This is a genomic window from Pseudarthrobacter sp. J47 (assembly GCF_049810315.1).
In the GTDB taxonomy this organism is placed as follows: Bacteria; Actinomycetota; Actinomycetes; order Actinomycetales; family Micrococcaceae; genus Arthrobacter.
Map to the genome: position 1 here is coordinate 2,871,364 of NZ_CP187358.1, position 13,381 is coordinate 2,884,744.

Consider the following 13,381-nt stretch of genomic DNA (forward strand, 5'->3'; position numbering starts at 1 on the left):
CTAAGCACTGAAATCTCATGAATGCCTTCCTGCCGAGGGCAGACGAATGGAGGCCCGGCCTCAGGCCGGGCCCCCACTCGTCTATCGGCAAACCAAATAGATTAGATTACTTGGCTTCGATGTTGTAGTAGAGAACTCCACCGTTCCAGCCGGTCTCGGCCTTCACGACGTTGTTGCTCCATACAATTGGCCGGGCCTGATCCCACAGCGGGAGTCCTGGCAGGTCCTCGAAGAGGATGGCCTGGGCTTCGTTGAACTTAGCGTTGGCCTCCTCCGGAGTCTTGGCGCCGAGGCCTTCCTTCAGGAGGGCGTCGAACTCAGGGTTGGAGTACTTCTCGTAGTTCGAGGAAGCGCCCGTGGCCCAGAGAGGTCCGAGGAAGTTGTAAAGGGAGGGGTAGTCGCCCTGCCAGCCTGCGCGGGCCAGACCGGGAAGGCTCTGGGACTTGCGGAGGTTCAGCATTTCAGCGAATTTAGCGAATGGCTGGATTTCGGCTTCGATTCCCAGGTTGTTCTTGAAACCGTTGGCTACGGCTTCAATCCATTCCTTGTTGCCACCATCGGTGTTGGACGCGATCTGCAACACGGATCCGTCGTAGGGCTGAATGGCTTCTGCCTGCTCCCACAGCTCCTTGGCCTTCGCAGCGTCGAACTGCAGGACCTCAGCACCGGGAATATCTTCGGTGAACCCTTCGATGACCGGCGGGGCGAAAGCCTTGGCCGGAGTGCGGGTGCCACTGAAGATGACCTTGGCAATCTCTTCACGATTGATGGCGTGCGAGAGGGCCTGGCGGCGCAGCTTGCCGGCCTCACCCTGGAAGTTCGGGTTGTAACCCGGGATGTTCAAAGTGGAGTTGGTTGCAATGGGCTTCGTGGAGTTTCGCTCCGGGAAATCGGAGGTGTACGTGGCCAGAGCATTGGACGGCAGGACATCGGTGATGTCGAGGTTATCGCCCTGCAGGTCGGTGTAGGCGGGCTGCGGATCGGTGTAGAAACGGAACGTTACACCACCATTCTTGGCTTCACGGGGTCCGCTGTAGTCCTCGTTCTTGACCAGTTCGATCTGGCTGTCGTGCTGCCAGGCGCCTTCCTTGGCCATCTTGTACGGGCCGTTGCCGACCGGGTTTTCGCCGTAGGCCTTCGGATCCGCAAGTGCGGCGGAGGGCAGCGGGAAGAAAGCGGAGTAGCCCAGGCGCAGCGACCAGTCGGCCTCGGGCTGCGCGAGCTTGACTTCAATCGTGGAGTCGTCGACTGCCTTCAGTCCGGACATGGTCTCGGCCGTGGGAGCCGGGGTATCAATAGACTTTCCTTCGGCATCCGTCGTCGTAGTGACGGCGCTGACGTCGGCATAACCGTCAATCGATTCGAAGAAGTAGCCGTTGTTCTGGAGGTTGGTGCTCAGGGCAGCAAAGTTCCATGAGTCAACGAAGGTCTTGGCCGTGATGGCTTCCCCGTTGGTGAACTTGGCGCCGTCCTTGATCTTGATGGTCCAGGTCTGCGCGTCATCGGTTTCGATCGACTCGGCCAGGGCGTTAACGGGCTTGCCGTCAGCGTCGTATGTGCGAAGGCCTTCGAAGAGAAGCTCAACTACGCGTCCGCCGAACACTTCATTGGTGTTGGCCGGCAGAAGAGGGTTCTGCGGTTCGTTGCTGTATGCCTTGATGATCTTGGCGGGGTCGACTGACGCTTCAGACTCGGTACCGCCGCCGGCACCGCAGCCCGAAAGGGCCAGGGCAGCGGCAATTGCCATAATGCCCAAAGCTTTGGAAGTGCGCGTGAAACGCATTCCGCCTCCTATGAGTTGTGGGAGATATTCAGGGGAAATCTTTTGCTTCCCCCGCAGGCTGGGCACAGGCTTACCTGTGACTTGGCCTACATATACGAGTAGCCTAACCGCACCCAGTCCAAATACTGGTACCCCGTTGCCAAACCGTGATCAGAAGGTTTCGAGCGGTCATTCGGAGCCCGAATTGACTTGCCAAAACCAAGTTACTCGCTGGTATGATGACAGTTTTCGCAGCTCACTTCCCCAAATCACGCGTATTCAATCAGTGGTTCAACGTCCGCCGGCCCGTTCCAGGTGCCATTCGGACACGTTCCACCAGACGCCCAGCGGCCCGGAGCCGGGGACCACGCCGCCCAGCCGGTTGACGCGGGCGTTCACTCCACGCGCCTGGTACAACGGCACGCCATAGGCGCTGCGCCAGATCTCGGCGTCCGCCTCAGCAAGCAAGGTGTCCCGTTCCGCCTGGTCCCCCTGACGGACTGCCTCTTCAAGGAGGCGGTCGACGTTGCGGTTGGCAAATCCGGTGAAATTACTCCCGGCGCCGCTGCGGAAAACCTGGGGAAGATGGCTGACGCCCACGCCGGTGCCGATCCACCCTGAGATGGCGGCGTCGTGGCTGCCCCGGCCGAGGGCGGCGCCCCACTCACCGGCGGCCAGTCCGCCGTCGACCACGTTGAACCCGGCGCGGGCCGCTGAGCCCTGAATGAGCTCGAAGGCCCGTGCGCGGTCCGGATTGTCCCGGTTGTAGAGGATCCTCACGGTGGGCGTAGCGCCGGCCAGGAGGGAACGGGCGCCATCGACATCGGGCTCAGAGTAGGCATCGGAGCCGTTGGCGGCCACTGTCTCCACGTACTTTGCCGCCGACGGATAGAACACAAACGAATCCTGCAGCGACGCCCCGGCACCCAAGGCGGCCTCGGCAATGTCCTGGCGGGGCACCGTCTTCAGGAAAGCCTGGCGCACTTTCTCGTCGGCAAAGACACCGGCGAAGGTAAGGTCAAGATGCTCATAAGCGAACCGGTCGAACTCTGTAACGGTCACCGAGTCCGGACCCAGGTCCCTGAATTCCCCGGCCGCCGCTAGCGGCACAGTTGCCATGTCTGCCTGGCCTGTTGCCAGAGCCTGTCCGGCGGCGCCGGCCGAGCCTGCAAAGCGGATGGTTATTTCATCGAGGAACGGTTCCGGGCCCCAATCGAAGGCCCTGTTGCGAACCAGCCGGACCGATACGCCGGGCGTCACCTCCTGGACCACAAAAGGGCCGCTGGAAAGGTAGAGCGAGGTGTCTTCAGGCAGCGTGGTGGATTCGAACCCTGAGTTCCAGAATCCAGCCACCCGTTCCAGCTCCGGCTTCGGCGCCGGCCGGACAGGATCGCCTTTCGGCAGGCCTTCGAACAGGTCAATCAGCGCCGGCTCATCCGCCAGGCCCGACTTCAGGGCCACCACGTGAGCCGGCATCCCGACGTCGAACGCTGTCTCCCAGTCCGCGAAACCGGAGGCATACGTCAAGGTGATGGAACGGCCGTCCCCGCCCAGCTCCGGGAAGGACGTGGAACGGAGCCCAGTGGTGTCCGCTGCCGCGGCGAAGTAGCGGGAACCCGTACCGGCAACCGGATCCACGTCGTCGAAATATCCTGACCCTGCCGCCCAGGCAAGCAGGAGATCGCCGGCGTCCACAGGATCCCCGTCTGACCATTGGACACCCTCGTTTACCGAATACCTGACCCGCAGCGGGTCCTCGGACACGCGCTCGTACCGGCCGAATTTCTCATTCCGCACCACCTTGGCGGAGTTGTCAATGGTGAAAAAACCCGAGTGGGTCAGGTGGCCGATCTTGACATTGATGTCAGTGTTTCCGGCTGCGCTGGCCGGGTTGAAGGATGAGAGAGCATTCATCTCCATGACGGTGACGCTGCCACCGGATTTGGTTTCCTCCCCCGTGGGCACACCCGGGGTGTCCGGCGAACATCCGGTTACCGCCAACACGGCCACGCACAGTGCCGTCAGCAGCCTGCCGATCCTGCTCCACCGCATGCAGCTTCCTTTCCCGTCCCCGTCGAGAGGCGCACAGCATCCGCCCCGGTAACCCGACGGCGGGAGTGCGCAAATGAACCTGGTTCAAGGGTACGTGACAGCCCGGGCAGGCGGCCGTTCCGGTGCTAATCTGGGTCCGTGGACCAGGCGCTGGACGAGGGACCGTTCTATCACGGCACAAAGGCGGACCTGCAGGCAGGAGACCAGCTGACAGCGGGCTTCCGGTCCAACTACAGGCCCGACGTGGTCATGAATCACATCTACTTCACGGCATTGCGGGACGGTGCGGGACTAGCCGCCGAGCTGGCCCCAGGCGACGGCCCACCGCGGGTGTACGTCGTGGAACCGACCGGACAGTTCGAAAACGATCCGAACGTGACGGACAAGAAATTCCCCGGGAATCCCACCCGCTCGTACCGCAGCCGGGAACCGCTCAAGGTCCTTGGCGAAGTCACTGACTGGACGCGGCAGACCCCAGAGGCCCTCCAGATGTGGCGGGACCGGCTGGCCGCGATCCGCGCAGACGAGCGGGCTGAGATCATCAACTAGGCGCTGACACAGTGCTCCATATGCGTGGCCGCGCCGGCATCATCCGATCATGTAGACCATGCCGCGTCCCTCAGCAGCGAGGTTCGCCGTAAAGGTGCGAGCCTTTCGAAGAAAAGTCACGACATAGCCAAACTCAGTGTCAAAGTCCCACATGGAGGACGGCGATTCCCGCAGCCACGACTCCACGTCCGCGTCCTGGACTTCTTCCAGATCCCTTGCGACAGCCAATACCTCCGGAGGGGTCAACGCCCGCACCCAAGGCTCCCAACCCATGCCGTCGCCGTCCATTTCCACGGTTCCTTCGAACATTCGATAGGAACAACGGGGCATCAAGCCGGGTTCCACCCGTGCAGTGAGGCACTGCAGCTGCCGCCATGCTTTGTCGAGGTACAGCATGTCCCGATCGGGCACCGTCTGCTTGAACGTCGTAAAGCTGGTATCGGCGCCGGGCTCGAGCCCCCATGCATCGGCCAGCGGATCAGCAGAGAGGAAGGCGAGCGGATCGGCAAGCGCCTGATCGGTGAGGTTGCCGTCGAATGCGTACGCGTAATATCTGATTCCCATATGCCAAGCATCGTTGGGCTCCAGGCTGCGAATAAAGGTCCCGTTCGCGTATGTGGATAACCTCCCCAGCGATCCCGCTCCCCTGATCGCCTGCGGATTTAGACGTTAAAGCGGAACTCCACCACGTCGCCGTCGGCCATTACATACTCTTTGCCTTCGATCCGGACCTTGCCGCGGGCCTTGGCCTCAGCCATCGAACCGGCCTCGATGAGGTCATCGAAGGAGACCACTTCGGCCTTGATGAAGCCGCGCTGGAAGTCCGTGTGGATGACGCCGGCTGCCTGCGGAGCGGTATCGCCGCGGTGGATGGTCCAGGCGCGGGTTTCCTTCGGCCCTGCCGTCAGGTACGTCTGCAGGCCAAGGGTGTGGAAGCCCACGCGGGCCAGCTGGTCCAGGCCGGATTCGTCCTGGCCGTTCATCTCCAGCATCTCGCGGGCCTCTTCCTCGTCCAGCTCCACGAGGTCCGACTCAAGCTTGGCGTCAAGGAAAATGCAGTCTGCCGGGGCCACCAGGGCGCGGAGTTCTTCCTGCTTCTCCGGGCTGCCCAGGATGCCTTCATCGGAGTTGAAGACGTAGATGAAGGGCTTGGCGGTGAGGAGGCTGAGCTCCTTGAGGTGCTCCATCTCCAGTTTGTCGCTCTTGACCGAGGCAAAGATGGTGTCGCCGCGCTCGAGGACTTTCTGTGCAGCCAGGATGGCGTTCAGCTCTGCGGCCTCACGCTTCTTGATCTTGACTTCTTTTTCAATGCGCGGGATGGCTTTTTCAATGGTCTGCAGATCAGCAAGGATCAGCTCCGTGTTGATGGTCTCCATGTCCGAACGCGGGTCCACTTTGCCGTCAACGTGGATCACATCGGGATCATCGAAGACACGGACCACCTGGGCGATGGCCTCGGCCTCACGGATGTTGGCCAGGAACTGGTTGCCCAGGCCTTCGCCTTCGGATGCACCCTTGACGATGCCGGCAATGTCAACGAAGGAAACCGCGGCAGGCAGCAGGCGCTGGGAGCCGAAGATGTCCGCGAGCTTCTGCAGGCGGGGATCCGGCAGGTTCACGACACCGACGTTGGGCTCGATCGTGGCGAACGGATAGTTCGCTGCGAGCACCGCGTTGCGGGTCAGTGCGTTGAAGAGGGTTGATTTGCCGACGTTGGGCAGTCCGACGATGCCAATAGTAAGAGCCACGAGCATTGATTCTACCCGTAACAGCGGCTCCCCACCCGCCGGCACCGGCCGTAGGCCCGGGCGGTCACGGGAAATGTCAGAGGCCCATGCCAAAGTGAATGCATGGACGCTACAGGAATCATTCTCGCGGTGCTGATGCTGCTGGTCGGGGCCCTCGCGGGCGCTGCCGCCGCATACTTCACCTTCCGCCGTCGCCACCAGGGCCTTGAGCAGGACTTCGACGGCGTCTCGGCGCGCCTTTCGGAGGTCACAGCCCAGCTCGCCGCCGCCGATGCGGAACGCCGCCTGCTGGGACAGCGCAACGTCGAACTCGAACGCTCCCGGAACGGCGATACAGACGTTCTTCGCGCACTGGGCCCCGTGGCCGAAAAACTCTCGGCCGTCCAGAAGCAGGTTTCACTCCTGGAACGCGACAGGGTGGAGCAGTACGGCCAGCTGGCGCAGCAGCTTCAGGAGGCCAGGCTGTCCGATGAGCAGCTGCTCCGGTCAACGCACTCCCTCGAATCGGCCCTGCGTTCCAACAGCGCGCGTGGCCAGTGGGGCGAAGTCCAGCTGCGGCGAGTGGTGGAAGCTGCCGGAATGCTGCGGCACGTGGACTTCATGGAACAGGTCCACAGTGCGGGCCATGACGCGACCGTCCGGCCGGACCTGGTGGTGAAGCTGCCCGGGGACAAGCAGCTGGTGGTGGACGCCAAGGTCCCGTTGTCCTCCTACCTCCAGGCACAGGAAGCCGGGTCCACCGGCGGCCAGGGCCAGCACTGGACTCCGGCCAGCGAGCAGAATGCCCTGCTCGCCGCCCACGCCAAGGCACTCAAGGCCCACGTGGACGCCCTCAGTACCAAAAAGTACTGGGACGTTCCGGGTAACTCCCCCGAACTGGTCATCTGCTTCGTGCCCGCGGAATCCATCCTGTCTGCCGCGCTGATGGCAGATCCCGGCCTCCTGGACCACGCGCTGTCGCGGAGCGTCGTACTGGCCTCCCCCGCTACCCTCCTGGCGGTACTGAAATCCGTGGCGTTCACGTGGCGCCAGGACGTCCTCACGGACAGTGCCCGCGAGCTCTTTACCTTGGCCCGGCAGCTCTACGAACGCATGGGCACCCTGGGCGAAAACGTGGGAAAGCTGGGCTCGTCGCTGAAAACCTCAGTGGAACGCTACAACGCCCTGGTGGGAACCCTGGAAGCCCGGGTCCTGCCCACGGCACGCAAGCTCAGCGCCCTCGAAGAAGGCGGGCTTGCCGTTCCGGCGCGTGTGGATGCTGCGCCACGCTCACTGAGCGCACCGGAACTGCACGACGCTGAGAACGCCGCCTAGTTCCTGGCGGCGTCTTCCTGGAGCGACCGGCGCCCACCCAGGTTACGGGTGGAGTCGCCGGCCTGCTTGAGAGTTGCGCGGAGCTCCTTAGGCAGGGAGAAGAGCAAGTCCTCCTCCGCGGTGACCACTTCCTCCACCGAGCCGTAGCCGTAGTCCGCCAGAAGCCGCAGCACATCCTGCACCAGGACCTCGGGGACGGACGCTCCGGACGTGACGCCCACGGTGGCGACGCCCTCGAACCAGGACTCGTCCACCTCGTTGGCGAAGTCCACCCGGTAGGACGCCTTGGCGCCATACTCCAGGGCAACCTCCACCAGGCGCACGGAGTTGGAGGAGTTGGCCGAACCGACAACAATCACCAGGTCCGCCTGCGGCGAGATCTTCTTGATGGCCACCTGGCGGTTGGTGGTGGCGTAGCAGATGTCGTCGCTGGGCGGATCCTGCAGCGTGGGGAAACGTTCCTTGAGCAGGCGGACCGTTTCCATGGTCTCGTCAACACTCAGCGTGGTCTGCGAAAGCCAGATGACCTTTTCCGGGTCCCTGACGGTGACCTTATCCACCTCGTGCGGGCCGTTGATGATCTGGATGTGCTCCGGGGCTTCACCCGCGGTGCCCTCCACCTCTTCGTGGCCGTCGTGGCCGATCAGGAGGATGTCAAAGTCGTCCTTGGCGAAGCGCACGGCTTCCTTGTGCACCTTGGTGACCAGGGGGCATGTGGCATCAATGGTGCGCAGGCCACGCTGCTCTGCGGAATCCACCACAGCCGGAGATACACCGTGGGCGGAGAAAATGACCAGGGCGCCTTCGGGAACCTCATCGGTCTCGTCAACGAAGATGGCCCCCTGCGCTTCAAGGGACGTTACGACGTGGACGTTGTGCACGATCTGCTTACGGACATAGACGGGGGCGCCATAGTGCTCCAGCGCCTTTTCCACGGCGATCACAGCCCGGTCCACGCCCGCACAGTAACCGCGCGGAGCCGCCAGCAGTACCTTCTTGGGCCCGGTTACCGGGGCCGCCGCCTGGACTTCCTCCGGCGAGCGCCGCTTGCGGGGAACCATAGGCATCGACAGGGAAACAGCTGTGGAAGTCATCCCTCCATGCTACCGGCACAGTCGAATCGGCCCGGGCCTGGCCGGCCGCTTAGTAACCACCGCCACAGCCGGAGGGGATTAAGGTGACGTACGCCGCCGTCGTCCACTGAAAATACGCACCAGGAGTGCAACGGCCAACAGCCCGCCGCCAGCGATCAACGCCCACTGGACCCATTCAGCAAAGCTGGCAGAGGCTGCCGCAGCGAACTCGTTCTTGAACAACTCAGCCACCTCGTTGCCGCTTGCCCGGCCGAGCACAGCCCCTTCCGCCAAACCGGCACCTACGGTCCACACCGCGGCCAGGACCAGCAGGCCGGCACCTGTTCCAAGCAGCACCGTCCATCGACGGCGGGCAGCGAGCAGGCCCAGCAGGAAAGCCACGACGGCGCCGACGGCCAGCGGGTAGCCCAGCGGCGCGAACGTGGTGATCCGCTCAATGGTCTGCCTCTGGTCAGCTTCCCCGACGTTGACCAGCGTCTGCTCCGGAGCCTCGACGTCCAGGCCCAAGCCGCCGCCAATGGCAGTGGTCACCAAACCAACCAGCGGGGCCACATCCAGCGTCAGGGACGTTGCCGGACCGGCCTCCGCGGGAAGGGCTGAAGGATCGGCGAAGCTGAGGCGGTGGCTCCTGCGCAGCGTTTCCTCCCAGGCTTCGGCATAACCGGGGAGCCCCGACAACGACTGGACGGCGGAGTCAAGCAGCTGCTGGACCACAGGCTGCAGTGGCTCCGGAACGAACTGCTCCAGGTCCAGGCTGGACACAGTCGCCGCGGCCAGCTGTTCCTGGAATTCCGGATTGGTGCCGAGCGGCGCGGCAAGCCTGACGAAGCCGTCCTCCTGAACGATGTTCCGATCAAGCCACATGGCGGGCACGGCGACTGCGCCCAGCAGCAGTCCGAGGATGACGGCCACGGCGGAAGTAAAGGAGCGCAAGAGAATTCCTCGATGTTAGTTGGGGGCTAGGCCAGTCTAGGGCTTGGCCCCCGGGAATGTCCGCGTGGCATGGTAGACGTAGATACCAGCGTCACAGCTCTGCAGAACTCCCCATTAAGGACCTTCCATGCCTCAACTTCCAGCCAGCGACGAGTCCGCCGTGGCTGATTCGGGGGCGGCATCCGCCGAGCCAGGCAAAGCCACGGCCGCCAGCACACTGCCGGCCATGGCCGCTCACACCAGCCCGGATAATCCCTGGCCGCTGCAGCTGTTGTCGCAAAAACTCAAGATGCACATTGACCGCACCCCGGCCGCCTGGGTGGAGGGACAAGTCATTGAGTTCAACCGGCGGGGCAGTAACTCGTACCTGACGCTCCGGGACATCAATGCCGAAATCTCCTTGCCCGCTTCCGTCTGGGCTACAGTGCTGGACAGGCAGGATCTGCCCCTGGAACGTGGTTCGCGCGTGGTGGCACTCCTCAAGCCCGAGTTCTGGGTCAAGACAGGCCGCCTGAACATGCAGGTCCGGGATATCAGGCCCGTTGGACTGGGAGACCTCCTGGCGCGCATTGAACGGCTGCGCCAGGCGCTGGGCGCCGAGGGCCTGTTTTCACCATCCCGCAAAAAGCCACTCCCCCTCCTTCCGCACCGCATCGGCCTGATCACGGGCCGGGATTCGGACGCCAAGAAGGACGTCCTCCGCAACGCGGCGCTGCGCTGGCCGGCCGTTGAGTTTGAGATCCGCGAGGTTGCGGTCCAGGGCACGACGGCGGTGTCCCAAGTCATCAGGGCGCTGCGGGAACTGGACGGCCGCGAAGATGTGGACGTCATTGTGATTGCCCGCGGCGGTGGGGCGCTGGAGGACCTGCTGCCATTCAGCAGCGAAGAACTCATCAGGGCCGTCGCTGCCGCGGCCACCCCCGTAGTGAGCGCCATCGGCCACGAGGCAGACCGGCCGCTGCTGGACGATGTCGCAGACCTCCGGGCCAGCACCCCCACGGATGCCGCCAAGCGCGTGGTTCCGGACGTCAGCGAAGAACTCGCAAAAGTGCGCCAGTGCCGGGACCAGCTCCGCCGCATCATGGAACGGACGCTCGAGCGGGAGAAGGACCGCCTGCACTCGCTGCATTCCCGCCCCGTCCTCGCCAGCCCGGAAGGAATGGTGACGTCACGCGCAGAGGACGTTGAACGGCTCCTGCGCCGCTCGTCCGCTGCGGTCAATTCACTCGTAGCCCGCGCCGGGGACCAGTTGCAACACTTGCAGGCGCAGGTGCGCGCTTTATCTCCACAGAAAACCCTCGACAGGGGCTATGCGGTGGTCCTGGTAGGCGCCCCGGAGGATGCGGCGTCCGGCGACAGCACGCACATGGACGTGGTGCGCAGCCCCGAACAGGCACCCGGCGGAGCACACCTGGCCATCCGGGTGGCGGAGGGACGGCTCACCGCCACGTCGAATGGTGCCTCGCCGGCACCCTGAGCCCCGGGTTGACCAGCGCACTTTTGACCAACTGAATCTGACCACCGAATCTGACAACCCAGCCCGCCACGCGAAGTCGCGGCGGGCACGAAAGCAAGGAACACACCCTTGAGCGAACCCATCAGTGACATTGCAAGCCTGAGCTACGAACAGGCCCGGGAGGAACTGGTCAACGTCGTGGGCCGGCTGGAGGCCGGTGGCGCCAGCCTCGAGGACTCATTGGCCCTCTGGGAACGCGGCGAAGCCCTGGCCAAGCGCTGCGAAGAGTGGCTTGAAGGCGCCCGGAAGCGCCTGGCGGCCGCACGCGACCAGCCCCTCTAGGACTTCTCCACCAACAGGCGTTCCGCTGCGACGTCGAACTCCGCTTCCGGCCATTCCAGTTTGAAGTCCTCCAGTGCGTCCATGACCAGCTGCTGGACCGCGATGCGCGCGTACCACTTCTTATTCGCGGGAATCACGTACCACGGAGCCACCGGCGTGCTGGTGTTCTGGATGGCAGCCTGGTAGGCATCCATGTAGTCGCCCCAGAAGGCCCGTTCCTTCAGGTCCCCCGTACTGTACTTCCAGTGCTTTGCCGGGTCATCCAGGCGGGCCAGCAGCCTTTGCTTCTGTTCGTCCCGGCTGATATACAGCATGACTTTGACGATCCGGGTCCCGGCTTCGGTCAACCGCTCCTCGAATTCATTGATGGCCCGGTACCTGCGTTCAATCTCCTCCTGGGGAGCCAGGCCCCGCACCTTGTGGATCAGCACGTCCTCATAGTGCGAACGGTCAAAAACACCCACCATCCCTGCGGCCGGGGTCTCCTTTTCGATCCGCCACAGGAAGTCGTGCGCCTTCTCCTCTTCCGTGGGTGCCTTGAAGGCCTTGAGCTGGACACCCTGTGGATCCATGGTTCCCATCACGTGGCTGACGATTCCACCTTTTCCGGCGGTATCCATGGCCTGGAGGATCAGCAGCAGGCGCTCCGGGCCGCCGAATTTTCCGTGTGCAAACAGGCGCTCCTGGAGCTCGGCCAGCTTCCCGTCCATCGCATCAAGAAGCACACGGCCGTCCGCTTTAGTACCCGGATATCCCGGCGTCGAATCCGGATCAACGGCGGAGAGCTGGAACCCTTCCTCCGCCCTGAGTGTTTCGGCCGGGTTCTTCACAAACTCCACCGCTTCAGTCATGGGTTCCTCGTCTTTCAGCCAGGTCCGGTTCCCGGGCCTGCATGGCCCGTGAACACAGGCTAGTTCCCCTGGTACCTGCTCAGGAAGTCCGCCATCCGGCCGATTGCTTCCTCGATGTCCTTCACGATGGGAAGCGTGACCATGCGGAAGTGGTCAGGGCGCACCCAGTTGAAGGCGCGGCCGTGCGAAACCAGGATCTTTTGCTCCCGAAGCAGGTCCAGGACGAATTTCTCGTCGTCCCGGATGTGGTAGACCTCAGGGTCCAGTTTGGGGAACAGATACAGGGCGCCGCGGGCCTGCTGGGTACTGACGCCGGGGATGGCGTTGAGGAGGTCATAGGCCTTGTTCCGCTGTTCCAGGAGGCGGCCACCGGGCAGGATGAGGTCGTTGATGCTTTGGTACCCGCCCAGCGCCGTCTGGATGGCGTGTTGGGCCGGGACGTTGGCGCACAGTCGCATATTCGCCAGCAGGCTGATGCCCTCAAGATAGTCCGCGGCGTCCTTCTTGGGACCGGAGATAGCCATCCAGCCGGCCCGGTAACCGCACACCCGGTAGGCCTTGGAAAGTCCACTGAAGGTCAGGCACAGGACGTCGTCGCCGGTGAGCGCTGCCAGGTTGATGTGGACGGCGTCCTCGTACAGGATTTTCTCGTAGATCTCGTCAGCGAAGAGAATGAGGCCGTGCTTCTCGGCCAGCGCAACAATCCTGCGCAGGGTCTCTTCCGGGTAAACGGCGCCGGTGGGGTTGTTCGGATTGATCACCACAATGCCCTTGGTGCGGGGCGTGATCTTGGCTTCCATGTCCTCAAGGTCCGGCTGCCAGCCCGATTCCTCGTCACAGAGGTAGTGCACGGGCCTGCCGCCGGCCAGCGCCACCGACGCCGTCCACAACGGATAGTCCGGCGTGGGGATCAGGACCTCATCGCCGTCGTCAAGCAACGCCATCAGCGACATGGTGATGAGTTCACTGACCCCGTTGCCGAGGTAGATATCGTCCACATGGATGTTTTGGATGCCACGCGTCTGGTAGTACTGCGACACCGCAGTCCGGGCAGAGAAGATTCCGCGCGAATCGCTGTAACCCTGGGCATGCGGGAGGTGGCGGATCATGTCCACCAGGATGGCGTCAGGCGCTTCAAACCCGAATGGGGCCGGGTTTCCGATGTTCAGTTTGAGGATTCGGTGACCCTCCGCCTCCATCTGCTGGGCGGCCTGAAGAATCGGTCCACGGATGTCATAAAGGACGTTGTGAAGCTTGGTGGACTGCCTGAATTCTGCCAT

Annotated in this window: 12 protein-coding genes; 4 read left to right on the forward strand and 8 right to left on the reverse strand. The window is 63.4% G+C overall.

Annotated elements, in window-relative coordinates:
• Positions 1-106: 106 nt before the first annotated feature.
• Both ACPJW8_RS13140 and ACPJW8_RS13145 read right to left on the reverse strand, forming a co-directional pair.
• Positions 107-1,783 carry an ABC transporter substrate-binding protein gene (locus ACPJW8_RS13140; RefSeq protein WP_330187561.1) on the reverse strand — a complete coding sequence of 559 codons (1,677 nt, stop codon included), beginning with the start codon at positions 1,781-1,783 and terminating at the stop codon, positions 107-109.
• Between the two features lie 270 nt (positions 1,784-2,053).
• Positions 2,054-3,814, reverse strand: coding sequence for an ABC transporter family substrate-binding protein (locus ACPJW8_RS13145; RefSeq protein ID WP_330187560.1), 1,761 nt, complete (start codon positions 3,812-3,814; stop codon positions 2,054-2,056).
• A gap of 138 nt (positions 3,815-3,952) precedes the next feature.
• Between ACPJW8_RS13145 and arr the strand changes: the two genes are divergently transcribed.
• Positions 3,953-4,363 (forward strand): NAD(+)--rifampin ADP-ribosyltransferase, encoded by a 411-nt coding sequence (arr, locus tag ACPJW8_RS13150; RefSeq protein WP_330187559.1) that lies wholly within the window; start codon positions 3,953-3,955, stop codon positions 4,361-4,363.
• A gap of 39 nt (positions 4,364-4,402) precedes the next feature.
• Here the strand turns inward: arr and ACPJW8_RS13155 are convergent, their stop codons facing one another.
• Entirely contained in the window at positions 4,403-4,927 is a 525-nt protein-coding gene (locus ACPJW8_RS13155; protein WP_330187558.1) for a DUF1877 family protein, read from the reverse strand.
• 98 nt (positions 4,928-5,025) lie between these two features.
• Positions 5,026-6,111 carry a redox-regulated ATPase YchF gene (gene ychF / locus ACPJW8_RS13160; RefSeq protein ID WP_330187557.1) on the reverse strand — a complete coding sequence of 362 codons (1,086 nt, stop codon included), beginning with the start codon at positions 6,109-6,111 and terminating at the stop codon, positions 5,026-5,028.
• Positions 6,112-6,213: 102 nt separating this feature from the next.
• On the opposite strand from ychF, the gene ACPJW8_RS13165 reads away from it, so the two are divergent.
• Positions 6,214-7,425, forward strand: coding sequence for a DNA recombination protein RmuC (locus ACPJW8_RS13165; protein ID WP_330187556.1), 1,212 nt, complete (start codon positions 6,214-6,216; stop codon positions 7,423-7,425).
• Here ACPJW8_RS13165 and ACPJW8_RS13170 read toward each other — a convergent pair.
• Both ACPJW8_RS13170 and ACPJW8_RS13175 read right to left on the reverse strand, forming a co-directional pair.
• The gene (locus ACPJW8_RS13170) at positions 7,422-8,519 is read right to left on the reverse strand and encodes a 4-hydroxy-3-methylbut-2-enyl diphosphate reductase (RefSeq protein WP_330187555.1); all 1,098 of its coding nucleotides are present in this window, start codon (positions 8,517-8,519) and stop codon (positions 7,422-7,424) included. The two genes, ACPJW8_RS13165 and ACPJW8_RS13170, sit on opposite strands and share 4 nt — an antisense overlap.
• A gap of 78 nt (positions 8,520-8,597) precedes the next feature.
• Positions 8,598-9,452, reverse strand: coding sequence for a hypothetical protein (locus ACPJW8_RS13175; RefSeq protein ID WP_330187554.1), 855 nt, complete (start codon positions 9,450-9,452; stop codon positions 8,598-8,600).
• Between the two features lie 226 nt (positions 9,453-9,678).
• Here ACPJW8_RS13175 and xseA point away from each other — a divergent pair, with 226 nt between their 5' ends.
• Both xseA and ACPJW8_RS13185 read left to right on the forward strand, forming a co-directional pair.
• Positions 9,679-10,929, forward strand: coding sequence for an exodeoxyribonuclease VII large subunit (gene xseA / locus ACPJW8_RS13180; protein ID WP_330187843.1), 1,251 nt, complete (start codon positions 9,679-9,681; stop codon positions 10,927-10,929).
• Positions 10,930-11,037: 108 nt separating this feature from the next.
• Positions 11,038-11,250 (forward strand): exodeoxyribonuclease VII small subunit, encoded by a 213-nt coding sequence (locus ACPJW8_RS13185; protein ID WP_330187553.1) that lies wholly within the window; start codon positions 11,038-11,040, stop codon positions 11,248-11,250.
• Here ACPJW8_RS13185 and ACPJW8_RS13190 read toward each other — a convergent pair.
• Both ACPJW8_RS13190 and ACPJW8_RS13195 read right to left on the reverse strand, forming a co-directional pair.
• Positions 11,247-12,101 carry a polyphosphate kinase 2 family protein gene (locus ACPJW8_RS13190; RefSeq protein ID WP_330187552.1) on the reverse strand — a complete coding sequence of 285 codons (855 nt, stop codon included), beginning with the start codon at positions 12,099-12,101 and terminating at the stop codon, positions 11,247-11,249. The genes ACPJW8_RS13185 and ACPJW8_RS13190 overlap by 4 nt on opposite strands.
• 59 nt (positions 12,102-12,160) lie before the next feature.
• Positions 12,161-13,381, reverse strand: coding sequence for a pyridoxal phosphate-dependent aminotransferase (locus tag ACPJW8_RS13195; protein ID WP_330187551.1), 1,221 nt, complete (start codon positions 13,379-13,381; stop codon positions 12,161-12,163).

Excerpts from the sequence above, each read along its gene's own strand:
- ACPJW8_RS13140 (WP_330187561.1), bottom strand. The coding sequence starts at position 1,783 with ATGCGTTTCACGCGCACTTCCAAAGCTTTGGGCATTATGGCAATTGCC.
- ACPJW8_RS13145 (WP_330187560.1), bottom strand. The coding sequence starts at position 3,814 with ATGCGGTGGAGCAGGATCGGCAGGCTGCTGACGGCACTGTGCGTGGCC.
- ACPJW8_RS13155 (WP_330187558.1), bottom strand. The coding sequence starts at position 4,927 with ATGGGAATCAGATATTACGCGTACGCATTCGACGGCAACCTCACCGAT.
- ACPJW8_RS13165 (WP_330187556.1), top strand. The coding sequence starts at position 6,214 with ATGGACGCTACAGGAATCATTCTCGCGGTGCTGATGCTGCTGGTCGGG.
- ACPJW8_RS13170 (WP_330187555.1), bottom strand. The coding sequence starts at position 8,519 with ATGACTTCCACAGCTGTTTCCCTGTCGATGCCTATGGTTCCCCGCAAG.
- xseA (WP_330187843.1), top strand. The coding sequence starts at position 9,679 with ATGGCCGCTCACACCAGCCCGGATAATCCCTGGCCGCTGCAGCTGTTG.
- ACPJW8_RS13190 (WP_330187552.1), bottom strand. The coding sequence starts at position 12,101 with ATGACTGAAGCGGTGGAGTTTGTGAAGAACCCGGCCGAAACACTCAGG.
- ACPJW8_RS13195 (WP_330187551.1), bottom strand. The coding sequence starts at position 13,381 with ATGGCAGAATTCAGGCAGTCCACCAAGCTTCACAACGTCCTTTATGAC.